20 protein-coding genes are annotated in these 16,638 nt (G+C 66.0%); 9 read left to right on the top strand and 11 right to left on the bottom strand.

Annotation, left to right across the window (positions count from 1 at the left end; all coding sequences use genetic code 11):
• The first annotated feature begins 118 nt into the window (after positions 1-118).
• The 4 genes from GA645_RS27135 to rnk all read left to right on the top strand — a co-directional run bounded on the left by GA645_RS27135 (position 119) and on the right by rnk (position 2,286).
• A complete protein-coding gene (locus GA645_RS27135) occupies positions 119-1,180 on the top strand; it encodes an AraC family transcriptional regulator (RefSeq protein WP_152227259.1) in 1,062 nt (353 codons plus the stop codon).
• The gene (cyaY, locus tag GA645_RS27130) at positions 1,177-1,512 is read left to right on the top strand and encodes an iron donor protein CyaY (protein WP_152227257.1); all 336 of its coding nucleotides are present in this window, start codon (positions 1,177-1,179) and stop codon (positions 1,510-1,512) included. Before GA645_RS27135 ends, cyaY begins: the two co-directional genes overlap by 4 nt.
• Positions 1,490-1,696: a DUF1289 domain-containing protein gene (locus tag GA645_RS27125; RefSeq protein ID WP_152227255.1), complete on the top strand. Its 207-nt coding sequence runs from the start codon at positions 1,490-1,492 to the stop codon at positions 1,694-1,696. The genes cyaY and GA645_RS27125 overlap by 23 nt, the downstream gene beginning before the upstream one ends.
• 185 nt (positions 1,697-1,881) lie before the next feature.
• Positions 1,882-2,286 carry a nucleoside diphosphate kinase regulator gene (gene rnk, locus GA645_RS27120; RefSeq protein ID WP_152227253.1) on the top strand — a complete coding sequence of 135 codons (405 nt, stop codon included), beginning with the start codon at positions 1,882-1,884 and terminating at the stop codon, positions 2,284-2,286.
• A 50-nt stretch (positions 2,287-2,336) separates the two neighbouring features.
• Here rnk and GA645_RS27115 read toward each other — a convergent pair whose 3' ends face one another.
• The 3 genes from GA645_RS27115 to GA645_RS27105 all read right to left on the bottom strand — a co-directional run bounded on the left by GA645_RS27115 (position 2,337) and on the right by GA645_RS27105 (position 5,856).
• Entirely contained in the window at positions 2,337-5,186 is a 2,850-nt protein-coding gene (locus GA645_RS27115) for a class I adenylate cyclase (protein WP_152227251.1), read from the bottom strand.
• Positions 5,187-5,278: 92 nt separating this feature from the next.
• Positions 5,279-5,512 (bottom strand): TIGR02647 family protein, encoded by a 234-nt coding sequence (locus GA645_RS27110; RefSeq protein ID WP_152227249.1) that lies wholly within the window; start codon positions 5,510-5,512, stop codon positions 5,279-5,281.
• 68 nt (positions 5,513-5,580) lie between these two features.
• Positions 5,581-5,856, bottom strand: coding sequence for a hypothetical protein (locus GA645_RS27105; protein ID WP_152227247.1), 276 nt, complete (start codon positions 5,854-5,856; stop codon positions 5,581-5,583).
• A gap of 88 nt (positions 5,857-5,944) precedes the next feature.
• Here GA645_RS27105 and GA645_RS27100 point away from each other — a divergent pair, with 88 nt between their 5' ends.
• Together GA645_RS27100 and ppk2 are read left to right on the top strand one after the other, a co-directional pair.
• Positions 5,945-6,913 carry a magnesium transporter CorA family protein gene (locus tag GA645_RS27100; RefSeq protein WP_152227245.1) on the top strand — a complete coding sequence of 323 codons (969 nt, stop codon included), beginning with the start codon at positions 5,945-5,947 and terminating at the stop codon, positions 6,911-6,913.
• Between the two features lie 247 nt (positions 6,914-7,160).
• On the top strand, positions 7,161-8,048 hold the full coding sequence (gene ppk2, locus GA645_RS27095) for a polyphosphate kinase 2 (protein WP_256676218.1): 888 nt from the start codon (positions 7,161-7,163) through the stop codon (positions 8,046-8,048).
• Positions 8,049-8,052: 4 nt separating this feature from the next.
• On the opposite strand, the gene GA645_RS27090 is transcribed toward ppk2, so the two are convergent.
• Both GA645_RS27090 and GA645_RS27085 read right to left on the bottom strand, forming a co-directional pair.
• Positions 8,053-8,820 carry a hypothetical protein gene (locus tag GA645_RS27090; protein ID WP_152227241.1) on the bottom strand — a complete coding sequence of 256 codons (768 nt, stop codon included), beginning with the start codon at positions 8,818-8,820 and terminating at the stop codon, positions 8,053-8,055.
• Between the two features lie 142 nt (positions 8,821-8,962).
• Positions 8,963-9,652 (bottom strand): Crp/Fnr family transcriptional regulator, encoded by a 690-nt coding sequence (locus GA645_RS27085; RefSeq protein WP_152227240.1) that lies wholly within the window; start codon positions 9,650-9,652, stop codon positions 8,963-8,965.
• A gap of 74 nt (positions 9,653-9,726) precedes the next feature.
• Between GA645_RS27085 and GA645_RS27080 the strand changes: the two genes are divergently transcribed.
• Positions 9,727-10,251, top strand: a complete 525-nt coding sequence (locus GA645_RS27080) for a DUF962 domain-containing protein (RefSeq protein WP_152227238.1) — start codon at positions 9,727-9,729, stop codon at positions 10,249-10,251.
• Positions 10,252-10,254: 3 nt separating this feature from the next.
• On the opposite strand, the gene GA645_RS27075 is transcribed toward GA645_RS27080, so the two are convergent.
• A complete protein-coding gene (locus GA645_RS27075; RefSeq protein WP_152227236.1) occupies positions 10,255-11,058 on the bottom strand; it encodes a helix-turn-helix domain-containing protein in 804 nt (267 codons plus the stop codon).
• Positions 11,059-11,187: 129 nt separating this feature from the next.
• Between GA645_RS27075 and GA645_RS27070 the strand changes: the two genes are divergently transcribed.
• Positions 11,188-11,589 (top strand): hypothetical protein, encoded by a 402-nt coding sequence (locus tag GA645_RS27070; protein ID WP_152227234.1) that lies wholly within the window; start codon positions 11,188-11,190, stop codon positions 11,587-11,589.
• A gap of 162 nt (positions 11,590-11,751) precedes the next feature.
• On the opposite strand, the gene GA645_RS27065 is transcribed toward GA645_RS27070, so the two are convergent.
• Positions 11,752-12,342: a 2-hydroxychromene-2-carboxylate isomerase gene (locus tag GA645_RS27065; RefSeq protein ID WP_152227232.1), complete on the bottom strand. Its 591-nt coding sequence runs from the start codon at positions 12,340-12,342 to the stop codon at positions 11,752-11,754.
• A gap of 34 nt (positions 12,343-12,376) precedes the next feature.
• A complete protein-coding gene (locus GA645_RS27060) occupies positions 12,377-13,108 on the bottom strand; it encodes an SDR family oxidoreductase (protein ID WP_152227229.1) in 732 nt (243 codons plus the stop codon).
• A gap of 91 nt (positions 13,109-13,199) precedes the next feature.
• Between GA645_RS27060 and GA645_RS27055 the strand changes: the two genes are divergently transcribed.
• Positions 13,200-13,781, top strand: coding sequence for a TetR/AcrR family transcriptional regulator (locus tag GA645_RS27055; protein WP_152227227.1), 582 nt, complete (start codon positions 13,200-13,202; stop codon positions 13,779-13,781).
• Positions 13,782-13,879: 98 nt separating this feature from the next.
• On the opposite strand, the gene GA645_RS27050 is transcribed toward GA645_RS27055, so the two are convergent.
• The 3 genes from GA645_RS27050 to cysT are packed head-to-tail and all read right to left on the bottom strand — an operon-like array spanning position 13,880 to position 16,581.
• On the bottom strand, positions 13,880-14,869 hold the full coding sequence (locus tag GA645_RS27050) for a sulfate/molybdate ABC transporter ATP-binding protein (RefSeq protein WP_152227225.1): 990 nt from the start codon (positions 14,867-14,869) through the stop codon (positions 13,880-13,882).
• Positions 14,870-14,879: 10 nt separating this feature from the next.
• Complete coding sequence (gene cysW, locus GA645_RS27045) at positions 14,880-15,752, bottom strand: sulfate ABC transporter permease subunit CysW (RefSeq protein WP_152227223.1); 873 nt, start codon at positions 15,750-15,752, stop codon at positions 14,880-14,882.
• A gap of 10 nt (positions 15,753-15,762) precedes the next feature.
• Complete coding sequence (cysT, locus tag GA645_RS27040) at positions 15,763-16,581, bottom strand: sulfate ABC transporter permease subunit CysT (RefSeq protein WP_152227222.1); 819 nt, start codon at positions 16,579-16,581, stop codon at positions 15,763-15,765.
• Between the last annotated feature and the right edge of the window lie 57 nt (positions 16,582-16,638).

Here is a 16,638-nt window from a genome sequence, read left to right as displayed (position 1 = left end):
TGTAATAAAGCGTCAATTGGACCGGAGTATACCGACCCCCCGCCGGCTTGCCTATTCAAGCGGGCTCCCGCCCGGCGGGCCTTCCCGGTAGGATGCCGACAAAAAAACGGAATGCTCGATGGACTATCGCGATCCCCTGCCCAGTTCGGTGTCGGTGGCCTACCTGAAGGGCCTCGTGGAGCATCTGCAGCGCCAGGGCGTCGATCCGGCGCAACTGCTGGCGACGGTGCGCCTGGAACCGTCGATCCTCAGCCAGCGCGACCAGCGCATCGCCGCCAGTGCCTACCTGGAGCTGGTGGGCGCCGGCGTGCGGCTGAGCGGTGACGGCAATCTCGGCCTGCACCTGGGCGAGGCGGTACGCCCCGGTTACTACGGCGTGCTGGGTTACCTGATCATGAGTTGCGCGACCCTTGCCGACGCCCTGCATCGCCAGGCGCGCTATGCCGCGCTGGTGGGTAACCTGGGCCGCGTGGAGCTGGCCGACGAGCCGCCGCGCGCGGGTTGCGAGGCGTTGGTGAAGCACAGCTGGGAGCCGCTGCTGCCGCAACAGCAGCGCCAGATGAGCGAAGAGACGCTGGCCGGCTGGGTCAGCTTCGGTCACTGGGTCAGTGGCGTGGACGAGGCGCCGTTCGAGGTGCGTTTCAGCCACCCTGCGCCGGCGGATACCCGCGAGCATGAGCGCATCTTCCGCTGCCCGGTGCTGTTCGACCAGCCGGACAATGCCCTGGTCTTCCCCAGGCGCCTGCTGAACCTGCCGCTGGGCCAGGCCGACGCCGAGGTACGGCGCACCCTGGACGCCTACGCCGAGCGCCTGCTCGCGGAAATCAACAAGGGAGACAACGTGCTTGATCGCGCCCGCCTGGAGCTGGCGCGCCAGTTGCCGGAACAGGGCGCGGACCTGGAGCGTCTGTCTCAGGCCCTTGCCCTGAGCCCGCGCACCTTGCAGCGCCGGCTGCGCGACATCGGCCTCTCCTTCAGCCAACTGCTGGATGAAACCCGCCAGCAACTGGTGCTGCACTACCTGCGCGACCCGGCGCTGGACAGCGCCGACATCGCCTATCTGCTGGGTTTCAGCGAGGCCGGTTCGCTCGCCCGCGCATTCCGGCGCTGGACGGGGCAGAGTCTGGGCGAATACCGGCGTAAACTGACGCCTTTGACCGATCCCGAGGACGATGCATGAGCACTTTGAGCGAAGCCCGCTTCCATGACCTGGTGGATGCCGTACAGGCAACGGTGGAGGACGCCTTCGACGACAGCGACCTGGACGTGGACCTGGAAAACTCCAGCGGCGTACTGACCGTGCGCTTCGAGAACGGCACCCAGCTGATCCTCAGCCGCCAGCCGGCCCTGCGCCAGCTGTGGGTGGCGGCGCGCTCCGGCGGCTTCCACTTCGACTACGACGAATCCGGCTCGCTGTGGATCAGCGCCAGCACCCGCGAGCCGCTGGGGGCGCTGCTCAACCGCGCGACCCTGGAGCAGGCGGGCGAGGATGTCGACTTCCCCGGCATCTGAGCCGCAGGCGAGCGTTGCCTCGCCCTGCTGCCGGCGCTGTTGCCTGGACGACGCGGACGTCTGCCTCGGCTGTGGCCGCACCCTGGGCGAAATCCTGGAGTGGAACGGAGCGGACGGCGAGCGGCGCCGGGCGATCCTGGCGGACTGCGAAAAGCGCCGAAACAACCGCTCACCCGAGTGGTGACTGGTTGGTATTGCTTATTTTCTGCGCTGTGTTAGTGTCCAGAAAAACCCCGCCTTAGGGCGGGGTTTTTCATTTTTCGAATTCCGGAACGCTTTCGATACCCGATGGCGTTCGCCGCCAGAATGAACCAGGGCCCCGAACGCGCGAGCGTCCGGGGCTCTCCTGTAAGGAGACTGCCAACCATCATGACCACGACACCCATCACCGTTACTCGACTCGACCTGCAACGTCTGGAGCGCCTGCTCGACAGCCTGGATGAGTACGGCCCCGCTGCCGAGGCGCTGGAGGCCGAGCTGGCCCGTGCCACGGTCGTTGGCCACGACGAGGTACCGCCGGGCGTGGTCACGATGAATTCCACCGTGCGCTGCCGCGAGGAAGGCAGTGGCAAGGAATATCACCTGACGCTGGTCTACCCGGCCGACGTCGGCGGTGATGGCAAGGTGTCGATCCTGGCTCCGGTGGGCACTGCGCTACTGGGCCTGACCACCGGCCAGAGCATCGATTGGCCGGCACCCAGTGGCAAGACCCTGAAGCTGACCCTGCTGGAAGTGGAATACCAGCCCGAGGCTGCCGGCGACTTCGATCGCTGATCCTTCGGTTCTCCGCAGACCCACCACTGGGCGCTTCGCGCCGCGGCCCTTCAGGCCTCGGCCAGCGCCCGGTTCAGAGCCTGCTCCAGGCTCTGCTTGTAACGCAGGAAATGCACCGTCTGTAGTTCGCCGCCTTCCTGCATCGCCGACAGGTCGAGGTCGGTGATGTAGCAGGGATACCGCTCCTGGCCGCTGCGCTGGCCGAGGATGTGCCTGGCCACTGCCTGGAACAGCCCGTCGCCGTACTCCAGTTCGGAGAATTCGCGGTGGTTGCAGTACAGCGTGGTGCGGGCGCGTTGCCCGTCGCCGGGCTCGATGATCGCCTGCACGTTGTAGTAGGGCAGTGCTTCCAGCGCCTGCGGCGCGCTGCGCCGTTCGATCCGCTGGGCGCGCTGGTGGCCGTTGGGCAGTACCTCATAGAACAGAATCTCCGCGCCCACCGCGCCCTGGCCTTCCTCCAGCAGCGGCAGCAGCGCATTGCGCCGGTACTGCACCGATTGCAGGAAGCGTTGCAGCGGCAGCAGCAGGCTTTCCTCGCTGTCGTAGGCCTGGCGGCGGCGCCAGAGCGCGTTGCGTTCGTCGAGGACGCTGATTTCGGCATTGCCCTCGTCCAGGCGATAGAACACCTGCACGCAGTTGGCGCGGCCCAGCGGCAGGATCAGCGCCAGGTCTTCGCCCTCCAGGGCATGCCGGTCCAGTTGCAGGAAACCGTTGTCCTGCTGGGTGTCGCCCAGGTGTTCGATCAGTGCCGGCAAACCCTCCACCGCCCGATGGCTGACATCGCCGGGGGTCAGTTGCAGCAGGTGGAAGTGCTGCTGCACCTGCAGCAGGTAGCGTCCGCCGCGTCCACTGGCGAGCTGTCCGTGGGCGTCGCGGATCAGGTCCTCCACGCGCTGGGCGATGGCCACTGCGCGGTTGCGACAGAAGCAGCGGACCAACAGACGCGGTGGCGGGGCATCGGTGGGCAGGCTGTTGAGGAAGTCGCGCAGGCAGTCGAGCAACGCGTGGGGCCCGGCGAAGCGGTTGACCACCAGCTCGTTCCAGCTGTTCAGGGTGATCTGGTCGAGGGTCAGCACCAGGTTGTCGCGCACGCCGGAGTAACCGAGCGAGTCGGTGCGCTCGGTGGTCATATGCACGTTCATCTGGCTGTGCTGGCGCAATGGGTCGAGGCCGACGTTCACCAGGATCAGTGTCTGCGCCGGCACGCTGCTGCGCAGCAGGGCGCTTTCCGGCACGTCGGCAAGGGGCAGCGGGAAGGCTTGTTGCAGGCAGCCCAGCAGGTTCTGCAATTCGAATTCGTTGAGGTCGCTGGCGCCCGGTTGCAGGGAGAGCCGCGTGGTGGCGTCGATCACGCCGTTGCGGTGACTCCAGGCCAGCAGTTCCATCAGGTCGCGGGACCGGCGCAGCGGGGCGAAGTCGGCCATTTCCTGCCGCGACAGGCTACCGCCGAACAACGCCCAGAACGGCGGCTTGCCGGCTTCGGCGGGCAGCTGGGCGAGGGTGAGGGTGTCTTCGGCGACATCCGGGGCAATACCCGGATTGATGAACTCGACCTTGCCGGCCTTGCGCTCGAAGGCGGCATACAGGCGCCGGCCGAGCACGTTCAGGTCGCGCGGATTGATGCCGCTGGCGGCCTGCTGCAGGCGGGCGAACTGCGAGAGGAAGCGGTAGCTATGGGTCAGTTCGTTGACCAGCGCGCGGCGTTCCAGCAGCACCTGGCGGACCTTCCACTGGCTGCGGCTGTCGAGCAGCCCGAAGGTGCGGCTGTCCCAGTTCCACTCAGCGGAAAGACGCTCCATCAGCTTGCGCTGCCAGCTCTTGCGGCCCTGGCGCGGCGGGCGGCTGAGCTTCTTGCCGACCTTGAGGTACAGGCAGCGGCGGACCAGTTCCAGGCGCTCCCGCTCGCCGCGTGCCGCCAGGTATTCCTCCAGGCGGCGGTAGAGCATCACGTAGGGGTCGAGCTCTTCCTCGTCGAGCCGCCCGGCGTAGATCGCCTGTTTGTAGCGCAGGCTCAGACAGGCAACGCTGGGGTGCTCGCTGGCGTAGACCTCGGTGAGCAGGAGCTTGAGCACCGACTTGTAGGGTGACTCGATACCCTTGAACAGTTGCCACATGCCCGCGCCGATGAATTCGCCGGGTGGAATGCGCGCCAGGTGGCCGAGGTCGAGGACATCGTCGGCGCGGATGAAACGCTTGCTCAGCAGCGTCTCGCAATATTCGGCGTAGCGGCCTTCTTCGTAGACCGGCACCAGCCACCACAGCGGCGTGCGCCCGCCGAGCCAGATGGCGGTGCGATAGAACTCGTCGAGCAGCAGGTAGTGCTGGCTGGTGCCGCAGTCGTCGGAGGTCAGGCGGGCCTCGCGCGCGCCCTGGGTGAAGCGCTGCGGTTCGATGAAGAAGCAGTGCACCTCGGCGCCCTGGGTCGCGGCCCATTGCTCCAGCAGGTCGCACTTGCGGCGCAGTTCGGAGAGCTCCTGCGGGGAAAGATCGGAAGCGTGGCAGACCCACAGGTCCAGGTCGCTCTGTTCGGCCTGGGCGACGGTGCCCAGGCTGCCCATCAGGAACAGGCCGTGGATCGGCAAGGGCGGGTTGCCGCGACGCGTCTTGTAGCTGAAGGAGCGGGTCAGGCGCTGGGCCTCGGCGAGGAGCTCGTCGTCCGGGACGAAGCCGGACAGGCCCGCTGGCGTGGCCGCCGACACATAGCCGGGCAGCAGCGGATGGTTCACGTCCAGCAGTAGCGGCAGCAGCTTCAGCACCAGTTGCTGGCGCGTGGACAGCGCCTCGGTGGCGCGCCGCAGGCGGCCGGCATTGACCGTCAGGAAGCGCTGGCGCAGCTGCGCCAATACCTTGCGGTCGATACCGTCGTCGATGTCCGGGCGAATCTCGGGGGTGAGCGTCATGGCGTACTGCTGCCTGGCCAGTGGCGCCGCATCAGGTGGTGCGGCGCCCGAAAATTTGCCAGGTTATCGCCCGTTCGAGGCGAGTCTTGAGGTCAGCTGCGCAGGATGCCGAGCAGGACCTGGGCGTGTTCGGCGGCGTCGATCCCGAGGCTGGTCAGATAACCGCCGTCGGGTTTGTCGATCAGCCCTTTGGCGTGCAGGCGCTCGGCGGCAGCGACGGTGTCCCGCGAGGCGTCATGGTGGACTTTCAATCCCGCCTGGCTGTTCTCCAGATCGAAGAGCGCCAGCAGGTCCAGTTCCGCAACCATATCTTTCGTGAAGGCCATACACCCAACTCCCAATGGTCAGTGAGACCCCAGTGTAGTCTCAAGTCCGGGCTGTTCCGCAAGCGCCGTCACTCATCCTCGCCGGGCAGGGTCGGCAGTGCGCGCAAGGCCTGCTCGTACCACTCGCCGTTGAATGCGCGGTCTTCGGCCAGCATGGCCTCGATTTCGTGGGCGAGTACCAGGGCCATCAGGTGCAGCGCATCCTCGCGCTCGTAGCCGACCAGGGTGAGCTTGTTGAACACCGCGCGGGCGGCGGGTGGGCTCTCGCTCTCGATCTGGTTCTCGATGGCCTGGATCAGGGTGTCTTCGGCGAAGGACTCTTCGCCATCGTCTTGGTCGGTCATCACATTGCACTCCGGTGGGCTTGTGAAGAGGCCCGAAGTTGGCCAACCTGCGGGGCAACTTCAGGCTGTGGATGGATTGTCGGGCGACATGATCACCTATTACACCCTCGTCGGCGACCGCCTGGTGCGCCACAACGGCAGCGAATGCCATGGCATGCCCAAGGACACCCTGTGGATCGACCTGTTCCGGCCCACCGCCGAGGAGGAACAGTTGCTGGAGTCGATCATTGCGGTGGACGTGCCGACCCGCGAGGAAATGGCCGAGATCGAGGATTCCTCGCGCTTCTACGAGAGCAACGGCGCGCTGTACATGACCACCACCGTCGTCGGCGGCATTCGCGAGCACAAGCCGAGCACCTCGGAGGTCACCTGCGTGCTGACCCCGAACTGGTTGGTGACGGTGCGCTACACCGACCTGTTGGCCTTCCGCACCTTCGAGACGCGCACCCAGCGCGGCGGCTGCGAGGGCAGGAGCGATCAGCTGTTCGTGACCCTGATGGACAGCGTGGTGGACCGCATCGCCGACGTGCTGGAAACGGTCCAGCAGCAGCTCGATTCGCTGTCCAACGGCATCTTTCAGGAAGGTCAGGCCAAGGGCGGCAAGGCCGACCTGCAGGGGATCGTCAAGCAACTGGGGCGGGGCAACTCGCTGCTGTCCAAGCTCAATGAGAGTCTCCTGAGCATCAGTCGGCCGCTGTCGTACTTCCGCCAGGGCAGCAACGGCTGGATCAGCGAAGAGGTGAAGCTGGGCATGAAGTCGGTGGAGCGCGACGTGCGCTCGCTGAGCGAGTACCAGTCGAAGATGGCCGGGGAGATCACCTTCCTGCTGGACGCCACCCTGGGCCTGATCAACATCGAGCAGAACAGCATCATCAAGGTGTTTTCCATCGCCGCCGTATTGTTCCTGCCGCCGACCCTGGTCGGCACGGTCTACGGCATGAACTTCCAGCACATGCCGGAGCTGGCCTGGATGGCCGGCTACCCGATGGCGCTGGTGGCGATGGTGGTCTCGGCGATCATTCCCTACTACTGGTTCAAGTTCAAAGGCTGGCTGTAGGACGGCTCGGGAATATCCGGAAATTTCCCTGGCCGTACCTCGACAGGGGAATTGATGCCGGTCAAGAGGGGCAGTTGTCGCGGTCCGCAAAGTGGAGGTTATCCCTTGCAGCCGTTACGTCTCACAGGAGGAGACCATGCCCCAGCCCGATCCCAAGCTTCTTTCCGTCATTGCCGACACAGCACCCACCGAGGGCGGCGAGCAGATCATCGCCCAGAGCCATGGCCCGGTCGCGCTGAGCGTGGCCATGGCGCCGCGCGGCAGCAACGAGGACTCCTCGTCCGCCGACCTGCCGCAGGCCTATCCCTACCGCAAGCGCCTGCAACGCAAGGAATACGAGGCGCAGAAGGCCGAACTGCAGATCGAGCTGCTGAAGGTGCAGAGCTGGGTGAAGGAAACCGGCCAGCGCATCGTCGTGCTCTTCGAGGGTCGCGACGCTGCCGGCAAGGGCGGCACCATCAAACGCTTCATGGAGCACCTCAACCCGCGCGGCGCGCGGGTCATCGCGCTGGAGAAACCCAGCGACGCCGAGCGTGGCCAGTGGTACTTCCAGCGCTACATCCAGCACCTGCCCACGGCCGGCGAGATCGTCTTCTTCGACCGCTCCTGGTACAACCGCGCCGGCGTCGAGCGGGTGATGGGCTTCTGCTCGCCACGCCAGTACCTGGAGTTCATGCAGCAGACGCCGGAGCTGGAGCGCATGCTGGTGCGCAACGGCATCCACATCTTCAAGTACTGGTTCTCGGTCAGCCGCGAGGAGCAGCTGCGGCGCTTCGTCTCGCGCCGCGATGATCCGCTCAAGCACTGGAAGCTGTCGTCCATCGATATCCAGTCGCTGGACAGGTGGGACGACTACACCCAGGCCAAGGAAGCGATGTTCTTCCACACCGATACCGCCGATGCGCCCTGGGTGGTGATCAAGTCCGACGACAAGAAGCGCGCGAGGCTCAACTGCCTGCGCCACTTCCTGCACAGCCTGGATTACCCGGACAAGAACCCGAAGATCGCCCGCGCCCCGGATGAACGGCTGGTGGGGCGCGCAGCATTGCTCGATCGGGACGAACTGGAGCGCCCGGTGCAGGCGGTGGTGCCTGTGGTACAGCCGGTGAGCGAGGCTGAGCCGATACCCGCCTGAAGCGCTACTGCTGGCTGAGCTGTATCAGTTGGCCGGATACCGCCCGCGCGTTGCGTTCGACGATGATCGGCGCCCAGGGCCGGCCCGAGGCGCTGACCACGGTGCTGCTCTTGCTGTTCATGTCCTGCAGCGCCTTGCTCAGGTACTCCCAGCGGGTGCGCAGCTTCTTGGTCGCGTCGGTGTCCGGCAGTTGTGCGATGCGCTGCGAGAGCATCGGCACCAGCACGCTCTCGTCCTGCCCCAGATAGACCTGGGGCTGCTCGCGCGCCAGTTCCAGTCCGCTCAGGTAGGCACGGCCCAGGTACTGGGTGGCGAGGAATTCGACCCGCACGGGCAGCTCCCACAGCGGCAGCTGATTGATGTCGGCGCTGGCCGGGACGAAGCGTTCGATCTGGCCCAGCAGGTCGCGCAGGGCGCGGCTGAGGTCCTGGTTGTAGCGCCAGGGCAGGTCCTCTTCCTTGGGGCCGTAGGAAACGCCATTGCGTATTTGCGTAACGAAGTCCGTATGGGCCTTTTTCAGCGCCTCATCGGCCTTGGGGTAGGTCCTGATCGCCTGATCCAGCGTGGCCAGGTCTTTCTCCAGTTGGGCGGCGTGGCCCTCCTGGAAGCCTTCGCCGCGCAGCAACAGCAGGCTGTTGATCGAGCGGCAGGTGTAGACCTGCAAGGTCTGCAGCTGCAGTTCTTCACTGGGCAGGTTGGCCTGGGCGGAGAGGGCGAGGAGTCCGAAACAGCACAGCAAAATACCGCGAAGCACATCGAGCTTTCGGAGCATGGCGGGCGTTTCCTTGTTGTTATTGTGTGCCGCGCCAGGCGCCGGGGGCTGGCTTTGGGCGACTGGGTCGCAGCAACTCCAAGGCTAGCGCCGAACGGCGCCGCTGCAACCATCCAAAAGGAGGATTCGTCAGCTTGCGCGCTTAGGCATGTGCCGCGTGGCGCAGGCGCTCGCGGTCGAGGATCTCGATGCCGCCGTAGCTCAGGCGCAGGATGCCCTGGGCCTCGAGGTCCTTGAGGATCTGGTTGGTGGTCTGCCGCGACAGCGAGAGCATCGCCGCGAGCTGCTCCTGCGGCAGATGCAGTGCGCGCTTGGCGGTGGCCGACTCGCCGTAGCCCTCGGCGATCATCAGCAGGCGCCGGGCCAGGCGCGGTGCGGCCGGCAGCAGCGACAGCTCCTCCAGCACGGCGAAGGTGATGCGCAGCTTGTGGCTCATCAGCAGGGCGAAGTCGCGCCAGTATTCCGGGTGTTGCGCCAGCAGCGCCTGCAGCGGCGCCAGGGGCACCTGCAGGAGCACGGTGGCGCCCTCGGCGTAGGCGTCGTGGGTGCGCGGCTGGCCGTCGAACAGGCAGATCTCGCCGAACCAGTTGGGCGCTTCCACCAGCGCCAGCAGCGCTTCCTTGCCGGTCTCGCCGACGACGCTGACGCGCATCGCGCCTTCCACTACGCAATACAGGCCGCAGGGCGCGTCGCCACGAGCGAACAGGCGCTGCCCGGCGGGTAGGCGGCGCACTACGGCGGCGTCACACAAGGCGTGGCGCAGGCCTTCGGGCAGGGCCTGGAACCAGCGGCCTTGTTCGAGGCGGGGCAGGTAGGGTTTGGCGTCGGTCATGGGCTTTGTCGGCTAACTGACAGAGTGGGAAAGCGCGCAACGCCATCATGCCAGTACCTTGCGGGAGAACAACAATGAAAAGTCTGGTCGACTACCTTGCCCAATATGCCGCCTACCACCGTGACCGGCGGAACATCGTCAGCCACTTCATCGGGATCCCGATGATCGTGCTGTCCATTGCCACCCTGCTGTCGCGCCCCGGCGTCGAGTTGCTCGGCCTGACCCTGGCGCCCGCCACGTTGCTGGCGCTGGCCTCTGTGGTGTTCTACCTGCGTCTGGACCTGCGTTTCGGCCTGCTGATGACCGTGCTGCTGGCGCTGTCGCTGTGGATCGGCGCGGCGCTGGCCGCCGGCACCACCGCGTCCTGGCTCACCTGGGGCATCGGCCTGTTCGTGGTGGGCTGGGTCATCCAGTTCGTCGGCCACTGGTACGAAGGCCGCAAGCCGGCGTTCGTCGATGACCTCACCGGGCTGATCGTCGGTCCGCTGTTCGTCGCCGCCGAAGCGGCCTTCCTGCTCGGCCTGCGCGACGAAGTGCGCCACGCCGTGGAAGAGCGCGCTGGCCCCACCTGCATCCGCGAGAAGAAGGCGACCGCCTGACGCTCACTCCGCGCCGCTGAGCTGGCGCAGGATTCGGGCGCTGTCGGGGTCGGCCGGGAAGAAGGTTTCCAGGGCCAGCTCCGACAGTGTCACGTCCACCGGCGTGCCGAACACCGTGATGGTGCCGATCAGGCTGCATACGCCCAGCTCCGTCTGCAGCTGTACCGGGATCAGCACCATGTCGCCATTGGCCGCCTCGTCGTAGGGCGGTGCCGGATAGGCCGCCACCTCGTCGCGCAATGCTGCCAGCGCTGGGTCGCCGCTGGCTTCGTAGTCGCGCTGAAGGCGCTCCACCACATGGGCCTTCCACGGCCCCAGGTTGAGGATGCGCGGTGCCAGCCCCTTGGGGTGCAGGCTCATGCGCAGCACGTTGATCGGCGGCTGCAGCAGCTCCGGGTCGACGCCGATCAGGAAGATATCCACCGTGCGATTGGACGCCAGCAGGTTCCAGTGCCGGTCCACCACCATTGCCGGGTTCGGCTCGTGGGCCTTGAGCAGCTGGTCGATGGCCTGCCTCGCCACGGTCAGCGCCGGGTCGTCCAGGCCCTTCTCCGAATACACCGGGGCGTAGCCGGCGGCGCTGAGCAGGCGGTTGCGTTCGCGCAGGGGGATGTCCAGCTGTTCGGCCAGATGCAGGAGCATCTCGCGGCTGGGCAGGGCGCGTCCGGTTTCGACGAAGCTCAGGTGGCGCGTGGAAATCTCTGCGTCGCAAGCGAGGTCGAGCTGGCTGAGTCGGCGGCGCTGGCGCCATTGGCGGAGCAGGGCGCCGACAGGCTGTGTCGGATTGTTGTGGGCTGGGCTGTTCATGGGATCGAACGATAGACCCAGGTAAGCGGCCCGGCCATTACCTGGCAGGTAATCGACTGGCGTCCGGCGGGGGCGGATTCTGCAGCCACACGCCGCCAACCGGTGGCGATCGTTGAAGGAGACTTCGCCATGGCTCTGCTGCAACCGTCCCCGCTGCTTCGTCTCACCCTGAAAGTCGATGCCATCGCCGGTGGCGCCATGGGCCTGCTGATGGCCCTGGCAGCGCAACCGCTGGGCGAGCTGTTCGGTCTGCCCTTCATCCTGCTGATGGTGGCCGGCATCGTGCTCCTGCCACTGGCGCTGGTGCTCTACTGGATGAGCAACCAGGCGATGCTCTCGCGGACTGGCGTCTGGGTGGTGATCGCCCTGAATGCGCTATGGGTGGTCGAGAGCGCCGCCCTGCTGGTGACCGGATACGTGCAGCCGACCACTTTGGGCTACGCCTTCGTCATCGGGCAGGCGGTGGTGGTCCTGCTGCTGGCCGAGCTGGAGTTCTTCGGGCTGCGCCGGTCGGCTGTTCTGGCCCTGTGAATGCTCCACCCTACGGTGCTTCTGTAGGATGGGTGGAGCGCAGCGATACCCATGCGGTCGGTGCTTGGAATCGATGGGTATCGCTGCGCTCCACGCCATCCTACGTTGGTGCTCGTCGGCGGCTCTGCGGGATGGGGAAGCCCGGCTCCTGCGCGAACCGACTTAGGCCAAGGCTTCGCGAACGAAGTCGAGGCGGTCCTGGCCGAAGAACATCTCGTTACCGACGAACATGGTCGGTGCACCGAACATGCCGCGCTTGATCGCCACATCGGTGTTGGCTTTCAGTGCGTCCTTCACCTCCTGGTCGGCGGTCAGCGCCAACAGCGCTTGCGGATCGAACCCCGCCTCGACCAGCAACGGGCCGAGCACGGCCGGGTCACCCAGGTTCAGCGCGTCCACCCACATGCCCTTGAACACGCAGGCCAGCAGCGACTCGAAGCGCTCCGGCTGGCGCATCTGCACGCCGGTGGCGGCGCGCATCAGGGTCAGGGTGTTGATCGGGAAATGCGGGTTCATCTTCAGCGGCACGCCGTAGCGGCGGGCGAAGCGCGCCATGTCGATCAGGGTGTAGCGGCCCTTGGCTGGAATGGCGATTGGGGATGCGTTGCCGGTGGCCTGGAATACACCGCCCAGCAGCACCGGGCGATAGACCAGCTCGGCGCCGGACTCGGCACAGATCGCCGGCAACTGGGTATAGGCCAGGTAGGAAGTCGGGCTGCCGAAATCGAAGTAGAACTCGACGCTCTTGCTCATGAGTGGCTCTCTTCTTGTTGTCGTTATGGAGTGATCACCAGCGCTCGATCCACGGGCGCAGGTCGAGTTCGAAGGTCCAGGCATCGCGCGGCTGGCTGTGCAGATACCAGTAGCTGTCGGCGATGTGCTCGGGGTCGAGGATGCCGTCCTGATCCTTCAGCGCGTAGCGCTCGGGGAAGGTCTCGCGGATGAATTCGGTGTCGATGGCGCCGTCCACCACCACATGGGCGACGTGCAGGCCCATCGGTCCCAGTTCGCGGGCCATGCTCTGCGCCAGGGCACGGATGCCGTGCTTGGCCCCGGCGAAGGCGGCGAAGCCCGAGGCGCCGCGCAGGCCGGCGGTGGCGCCGGTGAAGAGGATCGTGCCGCGCTGCCGCTTGACCATGCGCTTGGCTACTTCGCGGCCGGTGAGGAAGCCGGAGAAACAGGCCATTTCCCAGATCTTGAAGTACTTGCGCGCAGTCTCTTCGAGGATGCTGCAGGGCACGTTGGCGCCGATGTTGAAGACGAAGGCTTCGATGGGGCCGATGTCGCGCTCGATGGTTTCCACCAGCTCGATCACCGCTTCTTCCTTGCGGGCGTCAGAGGCGAAGCCGTGGGCCTCGCCGCCTTCGGCGCGGATCGCGTCCACCAGCGGCTGCAGCTTGTCGGCCGAGCGCCGGGTGACGCACGCCACAAAGCCTTCGCGGGCGAAGCGGCGGGCGATGGCGCCGCCGGTGGCGTCGCCGGCGCCGATCACCAGTACGACTTTCTTGTTCTGCGACATCCTCGTTTTCCTCTTTGGTAAACGGTCGTTAGGTAAACGAACGTTATGCTATTCTTCGGTGGACCGTCAACCCGCTTCCCGGAGGCGCCCAATGCGCTACTCAGCCACCCACAAGGAAGAAACCCGCCAGCGCCTGCTCGACAGCAGCGGCGCCCTTGCCAAGCAGGGTGGCTTCGCCACGACTGGCGTCGATGGGTTGATGAAGGCGGTGGGGTTGTCCGGCGGGGCGTTCTACAACCACTTCGGGTCGAAGGACGAGCTGTTTGCCGCCATCGTCGAGCGTGAATTGCAGCAGAGCGTCGAGCGGCTGGCGGCGAAGGGCAAGGTGCTGGACCGCGCGCGCCTGGAGCGTGGGCTGAAGCGCTACCTGAACGTCACCCACGTGCAGGACGCGGCTGCCGGCTGCGCCATTCCGGCGCTTGGCGCGGAGATCGCCCGTGCGGATGTATCCGTACGGCAGGGAGCCGAGAAAGCGCTGGTGGAGCTGCAACAGGCCTGGGCCGAGGCGCTGGGTTCGCCGGAGGATGCCTGGGCGCTATTGGCGCAGTGCGTGGGGGCGTTGATGCTGGCGCGGATGGTTGCCAGCGAGAAGTCGCAGAAGGCGATCATCGAATCGAGCCGGGATTTCCTGATCCGCCATCTCGACGAGAAGTCGCAGGATAGACCCGTGTAGGAGCGAGCTTGCTCGCGAACAAACCCCGCTGCGGGGCCTGGTTCGCGAGCAAGCTCGCTCCTACGAAAAACGCCATTGTCCCCCGCAGGGGCAGCGGTTCAGATATTCGCCACCGGTTGGAATGCCTTCGGCTTGAAGTACAGCGTCTCGCCACGGGCGAGGCCGGTCAGGCTGTCGTGGTCCTTCACTACTTCGGCCTCGATCAGCTCGTCCTGGCCGTCGACCTTGAGGGTCACCCGGGTGATCGCGCCCAGCGGGCGGATGTCGCGGACTTCGGCGGCGCGGTGCTCGGCCACTTCGGAGCGCGACAGCGAAACCTCATGCGGACGGAACAGCACGTGCTCGTCACCACCGATGTGCAGGCGGTTGGAGTCGCCGAGGAAGTGGTAGACGAAGTCGCTGGCCGGGTTCTCGTAGACCTCGCCCGGCGAGCCGATCTGCTCGATCACGCCCTTGTTCATCACCACGATACGGTCGGCGACTTCCATCGCTTCTTCCTGGTCGTGGGTAACGAACACGGAAGTCAGGTTGATCTCCTCGTGCAGGCGCGCCAGCCAGCGGCGCAGCTCTTTACGCACCTTGGCGTCGAGGGCGCCGAAGGGTTCGTCGAGCAACAGGATCTTGGGCTCCACCGCCAGCGCGCGGGCCAGGGCGATACGCTGGCGCTGGCCGCCGGAGAGCTGCTCCGGGTAGCGGTCCGACAGCCAGTCGAGCTGCACCATGTTGAGCAGTTCGTGGACCTTCTCGGCGATGCGAGCTTCGCTCGGTCGTTCCTTCTTCGGCTTCATGCGCAGGCCGAAGGCGACGTTGTCGAACACCGTCATGTGGCGGAACAGCGCGTAGTGCTGGAACACGAAGCCGACGTTGCGATCGCGCACGTCGTGCTTCGAGACGTCTTCACCGTGGAACACGATGTTGCCGACGTCCGGGGTTTCCAGGCCGGCGATGATGCGCAGCAGGGTGGTCTTGCCGCAGCCGGACGGGCCGAGCAGGGCGACCAGCTCGCCGCTGTGGATGTCGAGGTTGATCTCGTTCAGCGCCTTGAAGGCGTGGAAGTTCTTGCTGACGTTACGGATCTCGATGCTCATGGCGTGGCTCTCACTCTTCGTCAGCTTTGACTTTCGTACGGGACAGGCGCGACTCGCTCCACTGCTTGAGCAGCAGGATGACCAGGGCCATCAGCAGCAGCAGGGTGGCGACGCTGAAAGCGGCGACGTGGTTGTATTCGTTGTAGAGGATTTCGACGTGCAGCGGCAGGGTGTTGGTGACGCCGCGGATGTGCCCGGAGACCACCGACACCGCGCCGAACTCGCCCATGGCCCGAGCGGTGCACAGCACCACGCCGTAGATCAGGCCCCATTTGATGTTCGGCAGGGTCACGTGCCAGAACATCTGCCAGCCGTTGGCGCCGAGCAGGCGCGCGGCTTCCTCTTCCTGCGTGCCCTGTTCCTGCATCAGCGGGATCAGTTCGCGGGCGACGAAGGGGAAGGTGACGAAGAGGGTGGCCAGGACGATGCCGGGTACGGCGAAGACGATCTGGATGTCGTGGTCCGACAGCCACTGCCCGAAGTAGCCCTGGGCGCCGAACAGCAGCACGTAGATCAGGCCGGCGATCACCGGGGAGACCGAGAACGGCAGGTCGATCATCGTGACCAGGATGCTCTTGCCGGGGAACTCGAACTTGGTCACGCACCAGGCGGCGGCGACGCCGAACACCAGGTTCAGTGGCACCGAGATGCCCACGGCAATCAGCGTCAGCTTCAGGGCGGCCAGCGCATCGGGTTCCAGGATGGCCTCGAAGAAGGTGCCGAAGCCCTGTTTCAGCGCCTCGCTCAGGACCACGAACAGCGGCAGCAGCAGGAACACGGCGAAGGCCAGCCAGGCCAGCGCGATCAGGGCGCGGCGGCCCCAGACATTACCCCGGCGAGCAGCGTTGGCAGCGGCCGCGGCGGAAAGGCTTGCGGTACTCATGGCGCGCTCCTCAAGGCGTTTCGATGCGGCGCTGCAGCAGGTTGATCAGCAGCAGCAGGACGAAGGCGACGACCAGCATCAGCACGCCGATGGCGGTGGCGCCGGTGTAGTCGTACTGGTCCAGCTTGACCATGATCAGCAGCGGCAGGATCTCGGTCTTCATCGGCATGTTGCCGGCGATGAAGATCACCGAGCCGTACTCGCCGACGCCGCGGGCGAAGGCCAGGGCGAAACCGGTCAACCAGGCCGGCAGCAGCGCCGGCAGCAGCACGTGGCGGAACACCTGCAGCGGCTTGGCGCCCAGGCAGGCGGCGGCTTCTTCGACTTCACGCGGGATGTCCGCCAGTACCGGCTGCACCGTGCGGACCACGAACGGCAGGACCACGAAGGTCAGCGCCAGGGTGATGCCCAGCGGGGTGTAGGCGATCTTGAAGCCCAGCTCGGTGGCGAAGCGGCCGACCATGCCGTTGGGCGCGTACAGCGCGGTGAGCGCGATACCGGCCACGGCGGTGGGCAGGGCGAAGGGCAGGTCGATCATCGCGTCGATGATCTTGCGTCCCGGGAAGCGGTAGCGCACCAGCACCCAGGCCAGCAGGGTGCCGATCACGCCGTTGATCAGGGCGGCGATCAGCGCGGTGCCGAAGCTCAGCTTGAGCGCGGCGATGACCCGCGGCGCGGTGATGATGGCCCAGAACTGATCCCAGGAGAGGTGGGTTGTCTTGAGGAACATGGCCCCCAGCGGAATCAGCACCAACAGGCTGAGATACACCAGGGTGTAGCCCAGAGTCAGCCCGAAGCCGGGTATGACCGGGGAGATGCGTCGTGACATTTTCTGTCCTTTCTCTCTAACGCGTTGAGCCCCCGCCATGGGGCAGAGGTTTTCGTT

Origin of the sequence: Pseudomonas sp. SCB32, assembly GCF_009189165.1 — a bacterium.
Classification (GTDB): domain Bacteria; phylum Pseudomonadota; class Gammaproteobacteria; order Pseudomonadales; family Pseudomonadaceae; genus Pseudomonas.
The sequence above is the reverse complement of the archived record's forward strand: the minus strand, read 5'-3'. Positions and strand labels throughout refer to the sequence as shown.